The following is a 23,578-nucleotide window of genomic DNA, read 5'->3' on the forward strand; positions in this document are numbered from 1 at the left end:
CTGTTCTTTGGGTAATTAAACCTAGAGCATAATATTATTGGGAAACAGTCTCAAAAGACTCCTCAGCCACTTCTACCTTATGATATAAAAAGCAAAAGCCAACTTAAATTAATAAGTTGGCTTTTTCTATTATTGTTGAAAAAGTTTTATTCTCCCATTGCTGCTGCAACTGCTGCAGACAACCTTTTATAGGTACCATTCTGCAAGCGCTCACGAATTACAGAGAAGGCCTCCAAGGTTTCGGAAACGTCTTGTAGGGTATGGGTAGCCGTAGGAATCATCCTTAATAGAATCAAGCCTTTAGGGATTACAGGATATACTACAATAGAACAGAATATTCCAAAATTCTCCCTTAAATCTTTTACCAATGCCATGGCTTCCGGAATACTTCCATTAAGATAAACAGGCGTAACACAACTAGTTGTGGTTCCTATATCAAAGCCTCTTTCTTTAAGTCCATTTTGCAACGCGTCAACGTTTTCCCATAGTTTAGCTTTAAGCTCTGGTTGGGTGCGTAACATATCCAACCTCTTTAAAGCTCCTTTTACATAAATCATCGGTAATGATTTTGCAAACATTTGGGAACGCAAGTTATATTTAAGATAATCTATAATCTCTTTATCCGCTGCCAAAAAGGCACCGATACCCGCCATAGATTTTGCAAAAGTTGCAAAATAAACATCTATATCATCTTGTATTCCTTGCTCCTCACCTGCCCCGGCTCCAGTTTTACCCAAAGTTCCAAAACCATGTGCATCATCTACAAACAATCTAAAATTATATTTCTTCTTAAGGGCTACAATTTCCTTAAGCTTGCCCTGTTCTCCACGCATACCAAAAACACCTTCGGATATAACCAATATACCTCCTCCGGTCTGATCGGCCATTTTAACGGCGCGATCCAAGTTTTTCTCAAGACTTTCAATATCGTTGTGCTTAAAGGTAAAACGCTTACCCATATGCAAACGTACTCCATCTATAATACAGGCATGTGCATCAACATCGTATACAATAATATCATCTTTGGAAACCAAAGCATCAATGGCAGAAACCATTCCTTGGTAGCCAAAGTTCAATAAATAAGCAGACTCTTTTTTAACAAATTCGGCCAATTCCTGCTCCAATTGTTCGTGGAAATCCGTATGACCACTCATCATTCTAGCTCCCATAGGAAAAGCCGCACCGTACTCCAATGCCGCTTCGCCATCTACCTTTTTAACTTCCGGCAAATTGGCCAATCCCAAGTAATCATTAATACTCCAAGTAATTACTTCCTTTCCTTGAAACTTCATCCTATTGGATATAGGGCCCTCTAATTTTGGAAATACAAAATACCCCTCTGCTTGGGAAGCCCATTTCCCTAAAGGACCTTTATTTTCGATAATTCTGTCAAATAAATCTCTCATCTAGCCTACATTGATTATTACTGCAAAAGTATATATTTTTAATATGCATATGCAACTTATTTAATACATAAAAAGCAACGACTTATGAACCGCTGCTTTTAATATCATAAGTTTTACATACTCCTTACTTTAAGAATTCTATTTTTTGTGGCTCTTCAACATTCTTACTATCAAAGAAACCTTGATCGGACATCCATTGGTCACTGTATATCTTACTCATATACCTGGAACCGTGATCGGGAAAAATAACTACCACATTGCTATCTTCATTAAACTCTCCCATTTCTTCCAATTGCCTCACCGCTTGCATAACTGCACCGCTAGTATAACCAACAAAAAGTCCCTCGGTTCTGGATATCTCCCTAGCCGTATGAGCGCTTTCTTCATCGGTAACCTTAATAAACTCATCTATTACCTCGAAGTTGGTGGCAGTAGGTATCAAATTTTTACCCAAGCCTTCAATTCTATATGGATAAATCTCCTTAGTATCAAATTCTCCGGTTTCATGGTACTTTTTAAGAACGGAACCAAAAGCATCCACTCCTATGACACGAATATTCGGATTTTGCTCTTTCAGATACTTGGCCGTACCCGAAATAGTACCTCCTGTACCGCTACAGGCAACCAAATGGGTGATATGTCCATTGGTCTGTTGCCATATTTCCGGTCCAGTACTTTTGTAGTGGGCTTCGGAATTTAAAGCATTAAAATATTGATTGATATATATAGATCCCTCAGTTTCCTCGTGCAATCTTTTGGCTACTTCATAATAGGACCTGGGGTCATCGGCACTTACGTGAGCAGGACAAACATAGACTTTTGCCCCCATAGACCTTAACATGTCTATTTTATCTTTGGAAGATTTTGAACTTACTGCCAATATGCAATCGTAACCTTTAATAATACTGATCATGGCAATGCTAAAACCCGTATTCCCCGAAGTGGTTTCTATAATGGTACTCCCCTTCTTCAACAATCCCCTGCGCTCCGCCTCTTCAATAATATAAAGGGCTATACGGTCTTTGGAAGAATGTCCTGGATTAAAGCCTTCTACCTTAGCGTAAAAATTACCTTCAAGGTTGGCAGCTATTTTATTTAGTTTGATTAATGGGGTGTTTCCTACAAGTTCTAGGAGGTTGTTACAAGCGTTTATCTTTTGTTCCATAAACAATTTCTAGGTTTAGAACTTATCGACATTATTGATTTATGCCAATATTGATAGGACAAAATTAGTCTTTTTTTTGGATTAACGAATTTTATGCTCCAAATCTAACAAAAATGCATATTCCTTGGCCACCTCTTTTAGGGACTCAAAACGCCCTGAAGCACCGCCATGACCTGCATCCATGTTAATATTGAACATCAACAAATTATTGTCCGTTTTATACTCTCTAAGTTTGGCTACCCATTTTGCAGGTTCAAAGTATTGCACTTGGGAATCATGCAATCCCGTTATAACCAAAATATTGGGCTGTATTTGTCGTGATACATTGTCATAGGGCGAATAGGATTTCATATAATCATAATATTCCTTTACGTTAGGATTGCCCCATTCGTCATATTCTCCTGTGGTCAAGGGAATAGTATCGTCTAACATAGTGGTCAGTACATCAACAAAGGGAACGGCAGCAATTACGCCGTTATATATTTCTGGGCATAGGTTAACTATAGCCCCCATTAAAAGTCCCCCTGCGGAACCCCCGGAAGCGTAAAGGTGTTCGGGACTTGTATACTTCCTTTCAATTAGAAATTTGGAACAATCTATAAAATCGGTAAACGTATTTATTTTGTTTAGCAATCTCCCTTCTTCATACCAAGTGCGTCCCAGATATTCCCCGCCCCTTACATGGGCAATGGCATATATAAAACCTCGGTCCAACAGGCTTAAGCGTACAGTGGAAAAGTATGGATCTATGGTGTGACCATAAGACCCGTAGGCGTATTGCAATAATGGACTGGTACCGTCCAACTTAGTGTTTTTGTGATAGACCAAAGAGATCGGAACTTTTTTACCATCTTGGGCAGTTGCCCATATCCTTTCGGAAATATAGTTCTCCTTTTTAAATTTTCCACCCAATACCTCCTGTTCCTTTTTAACAACCTTCTCCTTTGTCCTCATATTAAAATCAATGATAGAACTAGGGGTGGTCATGGAGTTATATCCATACCTGAGAATTTCCGTATCAAAATCCGGATTGGTACCCACGTAGGCTGTATAGGTTTCATTGTCAAAGGGCAAATAATAGCTTTCTCCAGTATCCCATCGGACAATTTTCAACTGATTTAAGCCATTTTCACGCTCGGACAACACATAATAATCATTAAACATCTCAATATCCTCAAGCAACACTTCCTCCCTATGTGGAATAAAGTCTACCCAGTTATCGGATTCTGTTTTATCTTCAGGGGTTGTCATCAATTTAAAATTGGTTGCCCCGTCCATATTGGTCAGAATATAAAAATTGTCTTCGTAATGGGATAATGAATACTCCTGCCCTCTTACCCTTTTTGAAAAAACATGAAATTTTCCGTTGGGATCATCCGCCCTCAGTATTTGAAATTCCGATGTTAGTGTACTTGAAGAACCAATAACAATAAATTCCTTGGATTTTGTTTTATAGACAAAGGTGGTGAAGGTTTCGTCCTCCTCATGAAAAACCAGTTCATCCTCCTCGGGAGATGTCCCTAAAATGTGCTTATAGATATTATTGGACCTTAAGGTCTTAGGGTCCTTTTTGGTATAGAACAAAGTCTTATTGTCATTTGCCCAAACCGCACTTCCTGTTGTGTTCTCTATTGTATCCTTATATACTTCCTGGGTGCGTAAATTCTTTATCCGTAGTGTATATTGTCTTCGTGAAACCGTATCTACCCCAAATGCCGCAAGTTCGTTGTTAGGACTAATAGACAGGCCTCCCAAGTTAAAATAGTCGAACCCTTCTGCCAAAATATTGCAATTGAACATTATTTCCTCCGCAGCATCCTCTTTTTCAAACCTTCTCGCAAAAATTGGATATTCCTTTCCCACTTCATAGCGCGTGGCATACCAATACCCATTAAACTTGTAGGGTACGGAAGAATCATCTTCCTTGATCCTGGATTTCATCTCCTGGAACAAACTGTCCTTTAATTCATTGGTATGGGCCGTCAACGCCTCGTAGTATGCATTTTCCTGTTCCAAAAAAGCAATTACCTCTGGATTTTCCCTTTCGTTCAACCAATAGTAATTGTCTATCCTAACATCATCGTGCTTTATTAATTGCTTCTCAATTTTTTTTGCACTTGGTGCTTTCAATTCCCGCTGCATGAGTATAGATGTTTTTAATAAGAATGCGCAAAAATAATATTTAAATGCCACCTACCTGATTAAATATGAGCTTTATCCATAATTAAATTGCATGCCTCTAAAAACAACTATATTTATAAGGATCACCTATTATTTTTATTAATCCCAACCATTTTAGTAATTTTGGGGGAAGAACTTTTTAAATCTATAATTATGTTTGGAGATATGATGGGCATGTTGGGGAAATTGAAAGAAACCCAAGAAAAAGTAAAAGCCACTAAAGAAAGAATGAATACGGTAATACTCGATGAGCAATCTCCGGACGATTTGCTAAAAGTAAGTATTACTGCCAATAGAACCATTAAATCGATTACCATAGATGATAGCCTTTTAGGTGACAAGGAACAATTGGAGGATTATCTGATCCTTACCCTGAACAAGGCAATTGAAAAAGCCACTACTATAAATGAAAACGAATTGGCTGCTGTTGCCAAGGAGGGTATGCCGAATATTCCGGGAATGGATTCGTTTTTGAAATAAATTTAAGTAAGTTTAGCACAGCCATTTAATCAAAACTCTTATTAATGAAGAATTTTTTCATATTACTCTTGTTTCCATTTCTTGTTAATGCACAAAACAACAGTGTAGATACCCAAGAAACCGATTGGTTAACCGATTATAACAGTGCTCAAATAATGGCCAAAAAAACCAATTCCAACATCCTGATGTATTTTACCGGAAGTGATTGGTGCTCTCCATGTAAAGCTTTAAAAAAAGATTTGTTCGAGACCGATCAATTTAAGGAAGTGGCCAAGGACTATGTACTCCTATATGTAGATCTGCCCCGAAAAAAAGACCGCCTTACTCCTGATGAAATGAAACAAAACAAGGAATTGTTATCACAATGGAACAAAAGGGGCATTTTTCCGCTCATAAGTTTGGTAAGTACCGAAGAAAAAGAAGTGGCCACACTTTCGGGATATGGCACTAAAGGGGATGTGGAAAAGTACATGGACTTTCTTAGACGGAATAGAAAAATGTGATTTAGACCCCAACCAATTCTTTTTTTTATTATTACTTCAGATCGTATTTTTACAAAAATTAAATCCTTTTCTATTTAGCCGGCCTTATTTAATTAACGCTTACTACAGGCTAAAAAGAAGCTGGCACAAGCCTTTATTCCCTTCAGGAAAAGTCTATATTTATTTTAGAATTCATTATAATTGTAAGGGCATTTGTTTTTTGCCTTCTAACTTATTTATACATTACAAACTTCACATTTATTATGACGGAAAATTATTTTAAAACCTATCCAGATAAAAATGGTTTTTTTAAAGAGTACGGTGGTGCTTTTATTCCTCCCGTTCTTGAAGCGGAAATGAAAAAAATTACAGACGCCTATTATTCCATCAGCAAATCGCATAATTTTATTTCGGAACTGCGTAGCATTCGCAAGCACTATCAAGGTCGCCCAACGCCTGTTTATAATTGCAATAGGCTGTCCGAAAAATACGGAGGAAGAATATATCTTAAACGAGAAGATCTTAATCATACCGGTGCCCATAAACTAAACCATTGTATGGGAGAGGCCCTTTTGGCAAAACACTTGGGTAAAAAGAAACTAATTGCGGAAACGGGAGCCGGTCAGCACGGTGTTGCCTTGGCCACCGCAGCGGCCTATTTTGGATTGGAATGCGAAATCCATATGGGAGAAGTGGATATTGCCAAAGAACATCCCAATGTGGTTAGGATGAAAATCCTTGGCGCAAAAGTAGTCCCGGTTTCCCATGGCCTAAAAACCTTGAAAGAGGCTGTAGATTCAGCATTTGAAGCCTATTTAAAAGACCCCGTTACAACAATTTATTGCATAGGCTCTGTGGTAGGTCCACATCCATTTCCCATGATGGTCCGCGATTTTCAGCGTGTCGTGGGTATTGAAGCTAAGGAACAATTTTTTGAAATGACCGGAGAATTACCTGACAAGGTGGTAGCCTGTGTTGGAGGCGGCAGTAATGCCATGGGAATATTCTCCTCCTTTCTCGATGAACCTGAATGTACCTTGTACGGAGTGGAACCCGGTGGCCGATCCATGGAATACGGCGAACATGCCGCCACTATGACTCTGGGCACACCAGGAGTAATACATGGGTTTAAATGTTATATGCTAAAAGATGATAAGGGTGAACCGGGAGCCGTACATTCTGTAGCCAGCGGTCTGGATTACCCAGGTGTGGGTCCGGAACACAGTATGTTGAAAGATCTTAAAAAAGTAAACTATGAAGTAGTTTCTGACCAGGAAACTATAGATGCCTTTTACGAATTAAGTCGCTTGGAAGGTATTATCCCTGCCTTGGAAAGCGCACACGCTGTGGCCTACGCCATAAAATTGGCGCAACAAAATCCGCAGTCCTCCATTTTGGTCAACCTAAGTGGTAGGGGCGATAAGGATATTGATTATGTTGTAGATACTTTCGGTCTACCTGAAATTGAAAAATAATATCCAAAAAACTAAAAGAAAGGGAGTCTAAATGCTATAATCTGTAGCTTTAAGACTCCTTTTTTTACCCACAACCCAGCTTTTACATAGGTATTCGAGGAATTGAATTAATTTTAATAATAGTTCTGTCGATAGTTATGATTCACGGTATATTTATAGTTGATGTATTATTTCAATGTTGAAGTAGGAAGTTTTACTATTACCCCAGAACCTAATATTAAATCATTATTACCTCGTCTTTGGTTGTTGCATATATTTTATCTCCACTTCTCGGCTTTACAAGAAATTTTCCTGTAAACGCACCAAACGCAGGAAGAATGATTTGATCGACTTGCCTATGAAAACATGGCACTTTTAAGGATTGACGTCCGGAACCCCGTATATTAATACCAGGATGAATATGGCCTGATATATTAAATAATCCACTTCGATTTTCTGGATGGTGGGTAAGAAGAAATTTATCCATAATCAATTCCTCTACCAATTCAATGTCCAAGTCTAGAAATTTTGTAGGTGAAATAATATCATGATTACCTTTAATGAGTATAATCTTCGCAGTTTGAGATTTGACCCATGATTCAAAATAATTCCATTCTTTGTTTAATGAACTATGAAAAAGGTCTCCTAAAAAACCAATTTTTGCGGGATTAAAACATGAAAGCACCTCATTTAACCTTTCAAAATTTGCATTGATTGCCGATTGGGGAATTGCGCTACCATATTTTCTAAAATGGGTTACTTTACCCAAATGGACATCGGCGATCATGACCATATTTTGATTTTGCCAATAAATGGCCCCGCTGGGATGAAGCGTGAATAGCTGATTACAAATGCTAATTTCCATTGTTGAGGATGGATTAATCATATTAAATTACTTTTTTTCCAAATTTTCCAGCATACGCTTTATTCTATCCGCCAATTTTTCGGAAGAAAGCTTTTCGCGAAGCCTATCGGTAATTATTGGAAATGAAAATGGGGTTGGCTTGATACAGGCTTTCCAGACAATGGTTTGATTGGAAATACGTTCCAATGCCAGTTGTAATCGACCTTCCTCCAATTGATGTTCAAAAGTTTCAGTATAGGCTTGTTGCAATAATAAATTATCCGGTTCATAATCTTTAAAAACGCTAAAAAGCAATTGGGAACTCGACTGCAAATGTTTGCTCTTTATCAACTTGTTAGGATATCCTGTAAAAACCAATCCTGCTATGACCGCAATATCCCTAAATTTACGTCTGGCCATTTCTGTGGCATTTAGACTTTTTTCCAGGTCGCTCTTTAAAAAATTGGTTGATAGCAAATCGTTGTCCAATACTTGTTGCATATCCAGTTCTTGGTCCGATAGGAGCTCAAACCCATAATCATTAAAAGCGATTGAAAAAGTAATGGGAACCAAAAGACTGATACGGTAAGCCAATAAGCTTCCCATTGCTTCATGCACAGACCTCCCTTCAAAGGGGTAAAAAATATTGTGATACCCTTCCCTAGTCTTAAATGTTTCAATTAAAAGTTGTTTCGCATCTGGTACTATACTTTCTTTTACCTGTCTTTTAAAAATTGGCATTAGGGCCCTAAGCTCCCTTGAAACCTTTATTTTAATATCCACTTCCTTTATAACATTCTCCCCTTTCGCTTCCATGGACAATGGTTTGTCATTTGAATTTAGCATTGCTCCAACCCCATATAATTCTTGCCTGAGCAACTGGCTCATCTCAGAAGAAAGGCTCATTCTGCCTCCCATCCAACTGGGAACAATAGAGGAACGTTGATTAGATTTCTTTACGAGTACCTGCATGTTCCTAATTCGGAACAGCTCTAGGTTTCGCCCAGCAAAAGTAAAAACATCTCCCTGTTTAAGCTTTGATATAAACCCTTCTTCTACAGTGCCAATAAAACCTCCTTTTAAATATTTTACGGCCAATACCGCATCACTTACAATGGTTCCAATTTGAAGGCGATGTCTCATAGCGGTGGCCCTATTATTTATTTTAAACCTACCATCTGCTTCAATTTCCACTTTTTGATACTCATCATAGGCCTGCAAACTTTGACTCCCTAATGTAAGGAAATTCAAAATCCATCCAAATTGGTCCAGACTCAGGGCTTGATAACAAAATGTTCCCACAACCTCTTGATAAATTTCATCTGGATAAAATCCGTCAGATACTGCCAATGTGGTCAAATATTGAACCAAGACATCATAACTGTTAAGATAAGGCATCCTATCCTCAACCTTCTGCAATTTAACGGCTTTTTGTAAAGCAGAGGCCTCAATCAACTCCATAGCGTGGGTAGGTAAAAAATAAATGACACTTTCCTTCCCCGGTTGATGTCCGCTACGTCCAGCCCGCTGAAGAAATCTTGCTACCCCTTTGGGGCCCCCAATTTGAACTATGGTCTCTACAGGCGCAAAATCAACACCCAGGTCTAGACTAGAGGTACAGACCACAGCTTTTAAAGTGGCATTTCGAATAGCGTTTTCCACCCACAATCTGGTTTCTTTATTTATGCTTCCATGGTGCATGGCCATATCACCGGCTAGTTCGGGATGTTTATCCAATATTTTCTGAAACCATATTTCACATTGTGAACGCGTATTTGTGAATATTAAAGTAGTCTTACTGTTTTTTATAATGGGAATCACATCCTCTAATAAATGTAGTCCCAAATGACCTCGCCATGGAAAGATTTCCATTTTTTTTGGGATAATGGATTTTACAGTAATTTTCTTATTTATATTGGCCTTGATTAATACGGAATTTTTATGGGCTTCGGAATCTGGTCCCAATAAAACCTCCCTTGCCTGTTCCAAATTTCCAATGGTGGCCGAAATACCCCAAATTCGCAGATTGGGGGCCAGGGTTTTGATCCGTGTTAATGCCAGTTCCATTTGAACCCCCCGTTTACTTCCCAAAAGTTCATGCCATTCATCCGTGACCATTGCTGCCAAAGAATGTAGTTTTTTATCGTATCCCTTGGAAGCTAACAGGAGTTGAAGGCTCTCCGGTGTAGTTATTAATAAATTGGGCAGGGATTTTTTTTGGGAGGCACGTTCCTTTTGAGAGGTATCTCCCGTTCTAATACCAATGGTCAACGGAACCCCAAGTTCTTCCACAAAGCGCTCTGCGGCGTACTTAATTTCTACTGACAAGGCCTTCAGTGGTGTTACCCATATGGCAAGAACACCCTTTTTCGGCTTAGTCTTATAGTCTGGATTATTTCTAATATAGTCCAAAACGATAGGTATCCAAAGTGCATATGTCTTCCCACTGCCGGTAGGTGCATTTAATAAGCCATTCCTTCCTTGCAAAAAGGAATTCCAGACCTGTTTTTGAAATGGAAAAGGTTTCCATGATTGCTGGTGAAACCAGGCATCTGCAATATGAAACAAATCTTTCTTATTCATACCGAGTCAAGAAATGGGATCATCATTTTTAAATCTTCCAATGAATTAGCCTCTTCAATTTTCTTGTCCTGACGCCATTTTAGTATCCTTGGAAACCGTGTGGCGATCCCACTTTTGTGTCGTTTGGAAAGGGCTACTCCTTCAAATGCTATTTCAAAAACCAACTTAGGGGTAACACTGCGTACCGGTCCAAATCGTTCCAATGTATTTTTTTTTATCCAAGAATCGACTTTTCGGAATTCCGCATCTGTAAGTCCCGAATAGGCTTTGGCAAAGGTGACCAACTCGCTTCTATCTTTATCCCAAAGGGCAAAGGTATAATCCGTAAATAAATTTGTTCTCCTGCCGTGACCCCTCATGGCATATGTTAATACGGCATCTATACTCAATGGGTCTACTTTCCATTTCCACCAATCCCCCTTTTTACGACCTACTCTATATGGAGAATCCTTCCTCTTTAACATAAGCCCCTCGCTTCTATGTTCACGTGACTTTGACCGTTCCTTGGCCACCTCCTCCCAACTATTTAATAATTTATTTTCAGATAGATAGAGAGGTAATTTCCCGACGTTTGGATTCTTTAACAAAAGCTCCAATTGTTCCCGACGTTTCAACAGCGATAAGTTCCGTATATCTATTCCCTCCCATTCCAATAAATCATATACCTTTAATATTACTGGAGATTTCTTTAATAAATTTTTTGAAATATTTTTTCTTCCGATACGTGTCTGCAAATCATTGAACGATCCAATAACCCCATTTGGAAATGCCAAAATTTCACCGTCCAATACGGTACCATCAGGAATATTACCTGGCATCCCATGAAATTCAGGATATTTGTCGGTAACCAATTCCTCTCCCCTGCTCCAAATAAAAACTTCCTGATTCCTAACAATTATTTGGGCACGGATTCCATCCCACTTATGTTCTATATTCCAGTCCGTTACATTGCCTAGTTCGTCTATCTTACCTTCCAAGCCATAGGCTAGATAAAAGGGGTAAGGTTTGGAAACATAATCAGATTTTCTCTGTTCAATTATAAGGTTGTGAAAAGTAGTGGTGCCTGGATCCCAATTCCCCATTAATCTATAGGCAAGGACATCCTCCTCTAAGCCAGTAGAAATAGACAGGGATCGAGTCATTAATTTTTGACTTATTCCGATCCGTAAACTCCCCGTTATCAATTTATTAAAAACAAAACTTTCGTAATACGCCAGTGCCTTCCAATTCTTAACCAAATAGGTTTTTTTTTCCTTATCATCCAACGATTTAAGTTCAATGATTTCCTTAATAAAATGTGATAAACTTTTATCGCAACTATTTTGGGAGGAGGGAACGACCAATGCTATGGTTTCAGCCAAGTCGCCAACAATATGATAAGACTCTTCAAATAACCATAAGGGTATATTCGCTGATTCCGCCGCCCAACTTCTAACAATGGTTGTATTTACAGGTCTAGGAGGACGCCTGTGGGATAGTATGGCAATAGCCCAGACTTTGTCCGCATCCGGGGCCTTATTAAAATAATCAACCAAGGCAGCTACCTTGGCCGTCGTTTTATTGGTGCTGTCCAAATCCCGTATTAAATTTGCAAATAATTTCATGGCGCTGGCTTCTCCTCAGGTTCGGTATTCAATTCATTCATCTCACCTTCAAACTGTGTCTGTTCCGTTCTTGCGTCATAACCTTGATCTCTTAAATATCGTGAGAAAATCTCCGTATAACCATGCGTGGCGATAATTTTTTCAGCTCCCGTACTTTCTATCGCCTTCAACAATCCTTCCCAATCACAATGATCGGAGAGCACAAACCCTTTATCTATGGCTCTTCTACGACGAGCCCCCCTAAATGCCATCCAGCCACTTGCCGAAGCAGTTACAAAAGGAACCATTTTCCGGATCCAGGTACTTCCATGTGCGCTAGGGGGCGCCAGCACTATATTACCTATTAATTCTTTCTTTTTTGTGTCACGGGTAATTAAGGTCGTAGGAGGAAAAAGTACCTGTGGCCTCAAGACCTCCGTCATATTTTCAATTGCCCCATGGGTATATATCTTACCAATGGAGGTATCCAAATATTTGAGCAGACGCTGGGCCTTCCCCAAGGAATAACCAAACAAAACTGAAGTTTTACCTTCTTCCCTATTATTGGCCCACCACTGGTTAATATTTTTAAAAACCTGCTCTTGAGGCACCCATTTAAATGGAGGTATACCAAAGGTGCATTCAGTGATAAAAGTATGGCATTTCACCGGTTCATAAGGCGTTGCAACCCCATCATTCTCAATTTTATAATCCCCCGTAAAAACCCAGACTTCCCCCTTGTGTTCTACCCTAACTTGTGAACTGCCAATAATATGACCGGCAGGGTGCAGTGAAAAGGTAACATTGTTCACTACAAATTTTTCATTGTATTCCTTACCATGAACTACTATTTCCCCCAAACGGTGCTTGATAATGGGGACATTGGTAGTATGGGTTATATATTCTTTGTTGCCCCAACGACTGTGATCGGCATGCCCGTGTGTAATTATAGCACGATCTACAGGATGCCAAGGATCTAAATATACATTGGCTTCTTTACAATAAATACCATTTTCATTGAATATCAATAAGGGAGTTTCCATATGTCATTTCCTATCCTTAAAGGTACCTGAAATACCACTAATAGTGCTTTCTATCCATAAAATGATTAACCCAAATCACCTCAAACAACATAGTTTAATTGAAATTAAACATCAGGACAACACCATAGATAATAATTTTACGAATTATTGATTGAAATTTTTGTGTAACTTTAAAAAAAGTTGCCTAGGCTATGCTAGAAATAAAAAAGGAATCGGATACCACATATACCTTTAGTCTGCAATCGGAAAGTGGACAAGCGCTTCTTACCAGCGTCCCATTTAACAGTAGGGCAGAAATTGATGATACCATTGCTAAACTTAAGATTCTTGTTGGTCAATCTTCTGTATTTGAACGTAAGACGGACTACAACGGGAAATTTCTTTTCATTATGAAAAACACTGAAGGCAAAATAATTGGAAAGTCCATGCTTTATAGTTCTGAGGCCGGAATGGAAAATGGCATCAAAAATCTTAAAACCAGTATTTCCTTATTGCCGGATGCCATTGGACTATAACTTCGGCAGTATATTCAATAAAAACCCGTGCATTTCATCGGTATAGTCCATATGCGTAACCATACGCAACTTACCTTGACCCATTCCAATGATTTGAATATTCTTTTTTTTCAGCTTTTCTAGAAAACTATCAGTAGTAATCTGCCTTTCGTCTATTTCGAAAATAATAATATTCGTTTCCGTAGGTTCTACTTTTTTAATATAGGGCAAGCCCGTAAGTACCCTACTAATTTCTGCAGCCTTTTTGTGGTCTTCCACCAATCTTTCCAAGTGATTGTCCAGGGCATATATTCCGGCTGCGGCAAGATATCCTGCCTGTCTCATTCCTCCTCCAAGCACCTTCCTCACCCTTAGCGCTTTGTCTATATTTTCCTTGTCCCCTATCAAAACAGAACCCACAGGACATCCTAGCCCTTTACTTAAACAAACACTGATGGTATGGAACAACTTCCCATATTCCAAGGGTGATTCATTTTTGGCAATTAGAGCATTCCAAAGACGGGCCCCATCCAAATGATATTTTAAATGATGCTTGTCGCACACCTTTCTAATAGCTTTTAACTCTTCCAAATCCCAACAAGCTCCCCCTCCCTTATTGGTCGTGTTTTCTATGCAAACAAGAGAAGTTAATGGACTGTGATAAAAGTCCGGAGGATTTATGGCTTCCTCTACCTGACTAGCTGTCATCATTCCCCTATGGCCATCCACCAATCTGCAGGAGACTCCACTATTAAAACTCACCCCTCCCCCTTCGTAATTATAAACATGGGCGTATTTATCGCAAATTAATTGCTCCCCTGGTTGAGTGTGCAATTTTATGGCCGTTTGGTTGGCCATGGTACCACTGGGGAAAAATAAAGCCGCTTCCATGCCAAACAATTTGGCCATCTTCTCTTCAAGTCTATTGACCGAAGGATCATTTTTAAAAACATCATCCCCCACCTCTGCGGTCATCATGGCCTGCAACATACCAGGGGTAGGTTTTGTGACGGTATCACTGATAAGATTTATAAACATAAAGGTTGAAAATTATATAGAACAAATGAATCAAGATGAACATACTTATTGAACGTGGGTTCCTAAATTTATGTAAACGTATTAAACATTTTTCAAGTAGCTATTTTTTTCCTCTCATTTAATGTGATTTGACAATAATACCATTCCATTTTTTAAGTTTGGATAATTCTCTGGCTAAAAAAACATAAATCGCATGTAAGTAACTAAAATAAAGTAACTTGAAGAAAAATATGCCTATGAACCCGGACGTAAAAAAACCCATATTTTCTTCGTACATCAACAATACGTCTCTTTTTGATGAAGTTTTCAACACCAATGGAGCTGCTAAAAATGTTTATCAAAAATTGTTCGAGCTGTACGGGAATCACTCCATTCAAGACTATGTGCAGTTGAACAATAAGGCTAAATCCTCATTTTTTAACCAAGGAATCACTTTTCAGGTATACGACAATAAAGAAACGCAGGAAAAAATATTTCCATTTGATCTTTTTCCAGGGATCATAGCTGAAGATGAATGGGAAATCATTGAAAGGGGTGCTATACAGCGAAGTAAGGCATTGAACCTTTTTTTATGGGATATTTATCATGATAAAAAAATCATCAAAGATGGTATAGTTCCGCTGGACTTGATCAGCTCCTCCGCAAACTATTTCCATCAAATGATAGGAGTTGACCCTCCTGGGGGCATTTACAATCATATATCTGGCACTGATATCATTAAACACTCCGATGGCAACTATTATGTACTTGAGGACAACATTAGATGTCCTTCCGGGGTAAGTTATGTTATTTGTAATCGTACTGCCTTAAAAAGAGCGCTCTTCGGGGTTTTCAATCATTATAAAACGCATTCCGTAACCAACTACGCCGAAAACTTATTGGATATACTGGAAAGTGTAAAACCAAAAGGGGTCGATGTCCCAAATTGTGTGGTTATTACACCAGGTATGTACAATTCTGCCTTTTACGAACATTCATATCTGGCAAAAGCTATGGGTGTGGAATTGGTGGAAGGTAGAGATCTATTTGTTGAGAATGATTTTGTCTACATGAAAACCATTCGTGGCCCCATTAAAGTTGATGTGATTTACCGAAGAGTGGATGACCAATTTATAGATCCCCTGGAATTTAGGGCCGATTCGTCATTAGGGGTACCAGGTCTTTTCGCTGCCTATATAAAAGGCAATGTTTGTTTGGCAAATGCTCCGGGAACAGGAGTAGCAGATGATAAAGCCATCTACACCTACATGCCGAAAATCATTAAATATTATTTGGATGAGACTCCCATTCTCAACAACGTACACACCTACCATTGTAGCAGGCCCAATGAACTTAAATATGTATTGGAACACATACATGAACTAGTGGTGAAGCCTGTGGATGAAGCAGGTGGTTATGGTATATCAATTGGCAACAGACTCTCTAAGTCTGAAATTAAGGTAGTTCAAGAAGAAATAAAACAAAATCCTAGAAAATACATTGCCCAGCCTATTATGTCCTTATCGGTACACCCAACCTATATAGATGACAGTGAATCTTTTGAACAACGTCATGTAGACCTTAGGACATTTACCCTATTGGGCAATAAAAAGGAATTTGTACTCAAAGGTGGATTGTCTCGAGTGGCACTAAAAAAAGGAAACTTAATTGTCAATTCCTCTCAAGGAGGTGGTTCCAAAGATACCTGGGTATTAAAAAAATAAAAAAATCATATGTTAGCTAGAGTTGCCAATAACCTTTTTTGGATGGGGCGTTATATTGAACGTTCCGAACATGTTGCCAGATACTTAAATGTAAATTATTTCTCATCATTGGACGCACCGAACGAGCTGTCACAATCCAGACAATTTGTTCTTCAATCCATGATGTTCTTGGTAGGGGAGCCATTGGATGATGATTCCATAATTCTTAAAGAAGAAGATATTTTATTTAACATAGGACTAAATGCCAATTTACCTTATTCCATTATCAACAATGTAAAATATGCCCGAGAGAATGCCAATAGTGCCAGAGACCTTATTTCTACGGAACTGTACGAATCCATCAATAAATTTTATCATTTTGTAATCAGGTATTCGATAGAGGATTTCACAAAAAAGGGGCTATACGATTTTACCGTCAACATCACTGAAATGACCGCCATTTTAAGAGGAAAAATAAGAGGTACGCTTTTGCATGATGAGGTATATGCAATTATTATGCTTGGTATAAATCTGGAGAGGGCCACGCAGGTAATCAGAATCATTAATGCTAAATACAATGATGCCGTAAAGGCAAAAGGGAGTTATGGCGACAAAATTAGCCATAGCTTTGAGTGGACCACACTTCTTAAATGTGTGGAATCTTATGATATGATGCGCAGATATTATAAAAAGACCCCTACCAGTATTTCCACTTTGGAATTCTTAATATTAAATCCAGATTGTCCAAGATCTGTCATCAACAGTATAAATCAAGTATATAAGCATATTAAGGTTTTGGATGAATCCAAAATTCCCGATAAAAATTCCACCGCTTTTTTAATAAGTAAGGTTAAGGGAGAGTATGAATTTAAATTTGCCGAAGAAATTGAAGAAGACATTCAGGGCTTTATTGAAAAAATACTCAATAGTCTGGTGCAGATTAGTCTTAAAATGGAAAATGAATTTTTTAACTATTGATTTATAATCCATTGGATTACCTTTGCCTTAACAACTACTTATAATAATGTCATTTGAATATTCAGTTACTTATTGTGCCGAGAATAACTACGAAAATCCGGTAGAAAATGCATCTTGGCAATTTTTGATTGTGCCTGAGAATAACGATACCCAAGAATTGATCAGCGTGGAAATAAAAAATTCATTGGAAGCCAAAAGTGGTTTTTCCCAAAATGGTTTTGGATTTCAGACCATTAGGATAAATACCTCGGAACGATTCCAGAAAATTAACTTCAGTGCCACTTTTAAACTTAAAAAAATAAGCTTCAACCCTTTTGGACAAATTCCAATCTTTGATATACCAAGCAACTATGAACTTGTTAAAAGTTTGAATTTCAAGGTAGATCAAGAGCCTTATCTGCGTGAGACCAAATATACTGCCTTGCCAGCCAGTTCAGAAAACTTGTTTGTTTTTGATACCTCCATAAGTATTTTCGAGAATCTTCAAAAACTAAATAAATGGATTTATCTTTTTATTCATTTCAATACTGGCGTTACCCATGTGAATACCTTATTGGAAGAAATCATAAATAATCCTGAGGGGGTATGCCAGGATTTCACACATTTATTCTGTGCTTTGTCAAAAGCAAATAATATTCCCACCCGCTATGTCTCGGGTTACCTGCACCAGGGTAATGGTTACTTTGGCGACTCGCAAATGCATGCTTGGGCAGAAGCATTTATCCCCCAAGTTGGCTGGATAGGCTTTGACCCTACCAACAATTTATTGGTCAATGACAACCATATTAAAGTAGCCCACGGCAAAGACTATAATGATTGCTCCCCTTTAAAAGGCGTAGTATATTCCCAAGGCGCTAATAAAACCTCCCATTCCGTGGAAGTACAGGCCGAACAATAAATATCATTTCATATTTGGTACATAATCAGAAAAAAGAATCCTATTTTTGGCTGAAAATAATTAGTATATGATAACTACGGACCATTATAAGAGTCTCATTGATCGCCTTGGTGCGTTAAGGAGGTATCTTTGACATTGATGCCAAGCTTGTAGAAATAGAAAACGAAGAGGAAAAAACTCTGGCTCCAGACTTTTGGAACCATCCCCAGGAAGCCCAGGAGCAGATGAAATTAATTCAATCCAAGAAACAATGGGTTGATGATTTTAATAGTGCTCAAAGTTTAGCGGCAGATTTGGAGATTTTCTTGGAATTTCAGAAAGAAGGTGAAATGTCAGAGGCCGATGTAGAAAGCCATTACGACAAGACCATTGAAGCCCTGGAGAAATTGGAATTCAAAAATATGCTCTCTGCCGAGGGAGATGAACTTACGGCCATAATTCAAATTACTGCAGGTGCCGGAGGCACGGAAAGTTGTGATTGGGCATCCATGTTGATGCGGATGTATATGATGTGGAGTGAAAAGAATGGGTATAAGATAAAGGAACTCAATTATCAGGAAGGTGATGTGGCCGGAATAAAAACGGTGACCTTGGAAATTGAGGGCGACTTTAGTTTTGGCTGGTTAAAGGGCGAGAACGGAGTACACAGGCTGGTACGCATATCACCTTTCGACAGTAATGCAAAGCGCCATACTTCTTTTGCTTCCGTTTATGTTTATCCTTTGGTGGACGACAGTATAGAAATAGATATAAATCCGGCCGACGTAGAGATTACCACGGCTAGATCGAGTGGTGCCGGAGGACAGAATGTAAATAAGGTGGAAACCAAAGTACAGCTGACACACAAACCTTCCGGAATACAGATTTCTTGTTCAGATTCCAGATCGCAACACGACAATAGGGCTACGGCTTTAAAAATGCTTAAGTCCCAATTGTACGAGATTGAATTGCGTAAGAAAATGGAAGCCCGACAGGAAATTGAGTCGTCCAAAATGAAAATAGAATGGGGTTCACAGATCAGGAATTATGTAATGCACCCATACAAATTGGTGAAGGACGTGCGTACGGGTGAAGAAACAGGAAACGTTGACGCGGTAATGGACGGCAATATTTATCAATTCTTAAAAGCCTACCTAATGATGATGGGGCAAAAGGAAGAAATCTAATTGAAGGATACTGTTTGAAACATTATGAGAATGTTATTGGACTATTCAGGTATCTTGTTCAAAATGTTGTGTTTGGAATAAAACCGAGACCCTGTAACTTTTAACGACAATACTTAATACCAAAAATTATGATTAAAATATATCACAATCCCAGATGTGGAAAGTCTAGGGAAGGTTTGGCCATTTTGGAAAATTCTGGAAAGGAATTTGAAATTATAAAATATTTGGAAAACGTACCTACCAAAAAGGAACTTGAATCCATATTAAAAATATTAGGCATATCGCCTATGGATTTGGTTCGTACCAACGAAGCCGTTTGGAAGGAAAAATACAAAGGTAAATCATTGACGGATGATGAGATAGTGGTTGCCATGATAGAAAACCCTAAATTAATTGAACGTCCCATTGTAATCCAAAACACGCAAGGAGTAATTGGACGACCGCCCGAAAAAATAAAAGATCTTTTGAATTAGGATCTAAGTTAAAATCATTTGGAAAAGGAACATTTATCATTATATTAAGTACTTCCCAAAGAATCAAAGCAATTGTAGCCCCATAACGGCACAATTCTTGAAATATTCAATTTAACAAACATTTAACCCTTCACGGTTAAACCATCTATTAATTTTGGAATCCCACTAAGCAGTTGACATTATGAAAACGAACAAGAAATTATTTTTAAGTGTTTTATTGATCGTATTATCATTTCCATTTTTAAGTGCCCAATATGGGTACGGAAATGGGTATGGAAATGGATATGGATACGGAGGATATGGTAGACAGCGCAATAGTATTCCGCAAGCACAGGAAACACCTAAGGAGCCGGAAAAATTAACAGCTGCTCAAATTGTGGATCAGGAAATGCCAAGTATTACGGAGAAATTAGGCTTAAACCCCTTTGAAGAAGCTGTTTTGAGCACCACTTTAAAAAAATACCTGCAGGAACGTATAGAATTGCAGATACTGGAGCTACCTGCCGATAAAATGAGGGAAAGTTATGAAAAAATCACCCTTAAGCAAGATGAAGAACTTAAGGCAGGATTACCAGCAGATAAGTATGAAGCATTTGTAGAACTTCAGAAAAACGGCTTTAAAAAAGTTAAAGAAAAAAAGAAGAAGAGAAAGAATAAATCCAAAACATAGCAAATGAAAAAACTACTCCCAGTTACATTATTATTATTCACATTAGTAAGTTACGCTCAAGGAGGCCAGGGCCCTCAAGAACCAATAAAAATAACTGGGACCGTTTTGGAACAAGGGACAGATGAGCCTTTGGAATACTCCACTCTGGTACTACAAAGTGTAAGAAATCCAGAAAAAGTAACTGGGGGTATCACGGATGCCAGTGGAAAATTTGAGGTTGAGGCTGCACCTGGCAACTACAACATCAGTGTTGAGTATATCTCCTATAAATCGTATAAATTAAACAATCAAAGCTTAAGAACTGCCACCGATCTTGGGGTTATACGTCTTGCACTGGACGTTTCCCAGTTGGCCGAAGTTGAAGTAGTGGGCGAGCGGACTACGGTAGAATTAAGACTGGACAAAAAAGTATATAATGTAGGTTCCGACCTTACCGTAAAAGGGGGCTCCGTAACCGATGTCCTTAGCAACGTTCCTTCTGTTTCTGTAGATGTGGAAGGAAATATAAGCCTAAGGGGAAATGAAAGTGTTAGGATCCTGATCAATGGCAAGCCATCTGCCCTGTCCGGCTTGAGTCCAGAGGCGCTTCAACAATTGCCTGCAGATGCCATAGAGAAGGTAGAGGTAATCACCAACCCATCTGCAAGATATGATGCAGAAGGAACGGCAGGTATCTTAAATATTATATTAAAGCAAAGTAAGACTGCAGGGCTTAATGGTTCGGTCACTGTTTATACGGGACATCCCGAGACTTATGGTGGTTCGGTAAGTCTAAATCTAAGACGCGATAACTTTAATATTTTTACCAATACCACCTATCGTTACCGCAGTGGACCAGGGAACGCCTTGTTCGATCAAGAAAATTTTGACAGTAATGGCAATACCTTAAGTTTTCAGAACGAAATAAGGGAGTACCAAAGAAAGGACAAAAGCTTTAACACCAATGTTGGTTTTGAACTGTTTTTGGATGAGAGCAGCAGCATTACCAATTCCCTTGTTTTTAGTAAATCCAACGGGGACAACTCGGTTAATGTAGATTTTTCCAATTTTGACGAGAATAGAACTCCCACTATCCAAAGAAACCGATTTACTCTTGAGGACGAGTTTGAGGAGGAGGTACAATACTCTTTAAACTATCAGAAGAAATTTGAAAAAGAAGGACATATACTTACCTTCGACTATCAATATTCTAAAGGAATAGATGACGAAAATTCTATTATAAAAGAGGTTATCCTAGGTGATAATATTGATCTGGATACAGAACGGACAATCGATGACCAAACACAAAGATCGCAATTGGTGCAAATGGATTATGTACTTCCCTTTGGAAAGGATAATCAGTCACAATTTGAAATTGGCTATCGCGGAACTTTCAATAATAACAACACGGATTTTGATTTTGGTATAGAACAACAAGATGGGAGCTTTAACAGCGACCCAAATTTTAGCAATGAATTAAACTATAAGGAATACGTAAATGCAGCATATACCCAGTTGGGATCTAAATTTAATAAATTCAGTATTCTTGGGGGTTTGAGAATGGAGGCTTCCGATATTGGTATTGAACTGTTAAACTCCAATGAACTTACCAACAAGGATTATGTAAATTGGTTTCCATCGGTATTTTTGGGATATGAATTTTCCGAAAAAGAACAAGTTACTTTAAGCTATAGCAAAAGACTTAGAAGACCGCGATCTAGATTTATCAACCCATTTCCTTCCAGGTCCAGTAACACCAATCTTTTTCAAGGAAACGCGGATTTGGACCCCACTTTTACAGATGCCTATGACTTGGGATATTTAAAAAGATGGGATAAATTCACTTTTACCACATCCGGATACTTTAATAGGTCTACTGGAGTGTTTCAATTTGTTTCCAGGGAGACCGGTGATTTTGTTACCATTGAAAATCCTGACGACCCACAAAACCCCATTGTTGTACCTGTACAGGTACGTAGCCCTATAAATTTGGCTACCGAAGATCGGTATGGAATGGAGTTTACTACCACCTATACCCCAAAAAGAAATTGGAGATTAACTTGGAATGTCAATGCTTTTCAAAGGGATCTTCAAGGAGATTTCACCTATATCAACAGTCAAAATGAAGAAATAGTCCAAAATTTTGATGCCAACAACTTCTCATGGTTTACGCGCTTTAGTGCAAAAATACCTGTGCCAGGAAAAATCGATTTTCAGACCAACTTCTTTTATATGGGTCCTTCAGAAGATGCCCAAAATACCAGCAAGGGTATGTTGAGTTCTGATCTTGGCTTAAGTAAGGATATTCTAAAGGATAAAGGCTCCCTGACATTGAACGTAGGGGACATATTCAATACCAGAAAACGTAGAAGCGATACCAGAACAGAGAATGTAGCTACCTATAGTGAATTTCAATGGAGGGAAAGACAAATAACTCTAACCTTTCAATACAGATTCAACCAACCGCAGAATCAAAAAGGAAGAAATGGCGGAGGTCGTAATGGCGGTGGAGAAGACATGGATTTTGAAGGATAAAAGGAATCTAGACCAATTTTTGTGCTTATGCATAAGTTATAGGTAATCTATAAAGGAAGAACTCTACATTATTGACTACTTTAAACTGGGACATTATAGCCTTTATGCGGATTATGGCTAAATGTTATGGATGGTTTAATAAATAAAAGCTAATCGGATTATAATCAATAGTGGTATTTAATGTTTCATAAATTCAGTGGGATGCAAAATGTGCAATAGACAGGTTCAAGAAACAACATACCCTATCATTTAAGCACTCTTTCATTTTCTTTGCTTGCCCAAAGAAAACGAAACAAAAGAAAAGACACCTTATCCAAGGAATTTTTTAGATCTAATCTAAAAACCCGTTTCAAAACTCCGCGCTTTTTAAAGAAAAAAGCTGGATCTCGGAGCTTTTCAAACCTATTCTGCGGATAAGGGGAACCATCGACAAACTTTCTTCTT

At 38.4% G+C, this 23,578-nt stretch carries 19 protein-coding genes; 11 read left to right on the plus strand and 8 right to left on the minus strand.

What is annotated here, in order from left to right:
* Positions 1-146 precede the first annotated feature (146 nt).
* The 3 genes from capB to H4O18_RS18355 form a co-directional block, all read right to left on the minus strand.
* Positions 147-1,406: a cysteate-C-fatty acyltransferase gene (capB, locus tag H4O18_RS18345; RefSeq protein WP_187587353.1), complete on the minus strand. Its 1,260-nt coding sequence runs from the start codon at positions 1,404-1,406 to the stop codon at positions 147-149.
* Positions 1,407-1,530: 124 nt separating this feature from the next.
* The gene (gene capA / locus H4O18_RS18350; RefSeq protein WP_187587355.1) at positions 1,531-2,571 is read right to left on the minus strand and encodes a cysteate synthase; all 1,041 of its coding nucleotides are present in this window, start codon (positions 2,569-2,571) and stop codon (positions 1,531-1,533) included.
* 81 nt (positions 2,572-2,652) lie between these two features.
* Positions 2,653-4,713, minus strand: coding sequence for a S9 family peptidase (locus H4O18_RS18355; protein WP_187587357.1), 2,061 nt, complete (start codon positions 4,711-4,713; stop codon positions 2,653-2,655).
* 192 nt (positions 4,714-4,905) lie between these two features.
* Here H4O18_RS18355 and H4O18_RS18360 point away from each other — a divergent pair, with 192 nt between their 5' ends.
* The 3 genes from H4O18_RS18360 (at position 4,906) to trpB (ending at position 7,189) form a co-directional block, all read left to right on the plus strand.
* Positions 4,906-5,232 (plus strand): YbaB/EbfC family nucleoid-associated protein, encoded by a 327-nt coding sequence (locus H4O18_RS18360; protein ID WP_187587359.1) that lies wholly within the window; start codon positions 4,906-4,908, stop codon positions 5,230-5,232.
* A 44-nt stretch (positions 5,233-5,276) separates the two neighbouring features.
* Complete coding sequence (locus H4O18_RS18365; RefSeq protein ID WP_187587361.1) at positions 5,277-5,735, plus strand: thioredoxin family protein; 459 nt, start codon at positions 5,277-5,279, stop codon at positions 5,733-5,735.
* Between the two features lie 242 nt (positions 5,736-5,977).
* Positions 5,978-7,189: a tryptophan synthase subunit beta gene (gene trpB, locus H4O18_RS18370; protein WP_187587363.1), complete on the plus strand. Its 1,212-nt coding sequence runs from the start codon at positions 5,978-5,980 to the stop codon at positions 7,187-7,189.
* A 217-nt stretch (positions 7,190-7,406) separates the two neighbouring features.
* Here trpB and pdeM read toward each other — a convergent pair whose 3' ends face one another.
* The 4 genes from pdeM to H4O18_RS18390 are packed head-to-tail and all read right to left on the minus strand — an operon-like array spanning position 7,407 to position 13,221.
* On the minus strand, positions 7,407-8,033 hold the full coding sequence (pdeM, locus tag H4O18_RS18375; protein WP_187587365.1) for a ligase-associated DNA damage response endonuclease PdeM: 627 nt from the start codon (positions 8,031-8,033) through the stop codon (positions 7,407-7,409).
* A gap of 27 nt (positions 8,034-8,060) precedes the next feature.
* Positions 8,061-10,595, minus strand: coding sequence for a ligase-associated DNA damage response DEXH box helicase (locus H4O18_RS18380; RefSeq protein WP_187587367.1), 2,535 nt, complete (start codon positions 10,593-10,595; stop codon positions 8,061-8,063).
* Positions 10,592-12,199: an ATP-dependent DNA ligase gene (locus H4O18_RS18385; RefSeq protein WP_187587369.1), complete on the minus strand. Its 1,608-nt coding sequence runs from the start codon at positions 12,197-12,199 to the stop codon at positions 10,592-10,594. Before H4O18_RS18385 ends, H4O18_RS18380 begins: the two co-directional genes overlap by 4 nt.
* The gene (locus tag H4O18_RS18390) at positions 12,196-13,221 is read right to left on the minus strand and encodes a ligase-associated DNA damage response exonuclease (protein WP_187587371.1); all 1,026 of its coding nucleotides are present in this window, start codon (positions 13,219-13,221) and stop codon (positions 12,196-12,198) included. Before H4O18_RS18390 ends, H4O18_RS18385 begins: the two co-directional genes overlap by 4 nt.
* Before the next feature lie 191 nt (positions 13,222-13,412).
* Here H4O18_RS18390 and H4O18_RS18395 point away from each other — a divergent pair, with 191 nt between their 5' ends.
* Complete coding sequence (locus tag H4O18_RS18395) at positions 13,413-13,736, plus strand: YegP family protein (protein ID WP_187587373.1); 324 nt, start codon at positions 13,413-13,415, stop codon at positions 13,734-13,736.
* Here H4O18_RS18395 and H4O18_RS18400 read toward each other — a convergent pair.
* Positions 13,731-14,753, minus strand: coding sequence for a threonine aldolase family protein (locus tag H4O18_RS18400; protein WP_187587375.1), 1,023 nt, complete (start codon positions 14,751-14,753; stop codon positions 13,731-13,733). The two genes, H4O18_RS18395 and H4O18_RS18400, sit on opposite strands and share 6 nt — an antisense overlap.
* A 236-nt stretch (positions 14,754-14,989) precedes the next feature.
* Between H4O18_RS18400 and H4O18_RS18405 the strand changes: the two genes are divergently transcribed.
* From H4O18_RS18405 to H4O18_RS18435, 7 genes are all read left to right on the plus strand, one after another.
* Positions 14,990-16,456 carry a circularly permuted type 2 ATP-grasp protein gene (locus tag H4O18_RS18405; RefSeq protein ID WP_187587377.1) on the plus strand — a complete coding sequence of 489 codons (1,467 nt, stop codon included), beginning with the start codon at positions 14,990-14,992 and terminating at the stop codon, positions 16,454-16,456.
* Positions 16,457-16,465: 9 nt separating this feature from the next.
* A complete protein-coding gene (locus H4O18_RS18410) occupies positions 16,466-17,413 on the plus strand; it encodes an alpha-E domain-containing protein (RefSeq protein WP_187587379.1) in 948 nt (315 codons plus the stop codon).
* A gap of 46 nt (positions 17,414-17,459) precedes the next feature.
* Entirely contained in the window at positions 17,460-18,311 is an 852-nt protein-coding gene (locus H4O18_RS18415) for a transglutaminase-like domain-containing protein (protein ID WP_187587381.1), read from the plus strand.
* Positions 18,312-18,378: 67 nt separating this feature from the next.
* Positions 18,379-19,477 (plus strand): peptide chain release factor 2 gene (prfB, locus tag H4O18_RS18420; RefSeq protein ID WP_187587383.1). Its coding sequence is split into 2 segments (ribosomal slippage): positions 18,379-18,441 and positions 18,443-19,477, totalling 1,098 coding nucleotides; the frame shifts between segments, so codons are not numbered across the junction.
* A 128-nt stretch (positions 19,478-19,605) separates the two neighbouring features.
* Complete coding sequence (arsC, locus tag H4O18_RS18425) at positions 19,606-19,950, plus strand: arsenate reductase (glutaredoxin) (protein WP_187587385.1); 345 nt, start codon at positions 19,606-19,608, stop codon at positions 19,948-19,950.
* 181 nt (positions 19,951-20,131) lie between these two features.
* Positions 20,132-20,620 carry a hypothetical protein gene (locus H4O18_RS18430; RefSeq protein ID WP_187587387.1) on the plus strand — a complete coding sequence of 163 codons (489 nt, stop codon included), beginning with the start codon at positions 20,132-20,134 and terminating at the stop codon, positions 20,618-20,620.
* 3 nt (positions 20,621-20,623) lie between these two features.
* The gene (locus tag H4O18_RS18435) at positions 20,624-23,134 is read left to right on the plus strand and encodes a TonB-dependent receptor (protein ID WP_187587389.1); all 2,511 of its coding nucleotides are present in this window, start codon (positions 20,624-20,626) and stop codon (positions 23,132-23,134) included.
* Positions 23,135-23,578 lie beyond the last annotated feature (444 nt).

It is taken from the genome of Arenibacter arenosicollis, assembly GCF_014397245.1.
GTDB classification, from domain to species: Bacteria; Bacteroidota; Bacteroidia; order Flavobacteriales; family Flavobacteriaceae; genus Arenibacter; species Arenibacter arenosicollis.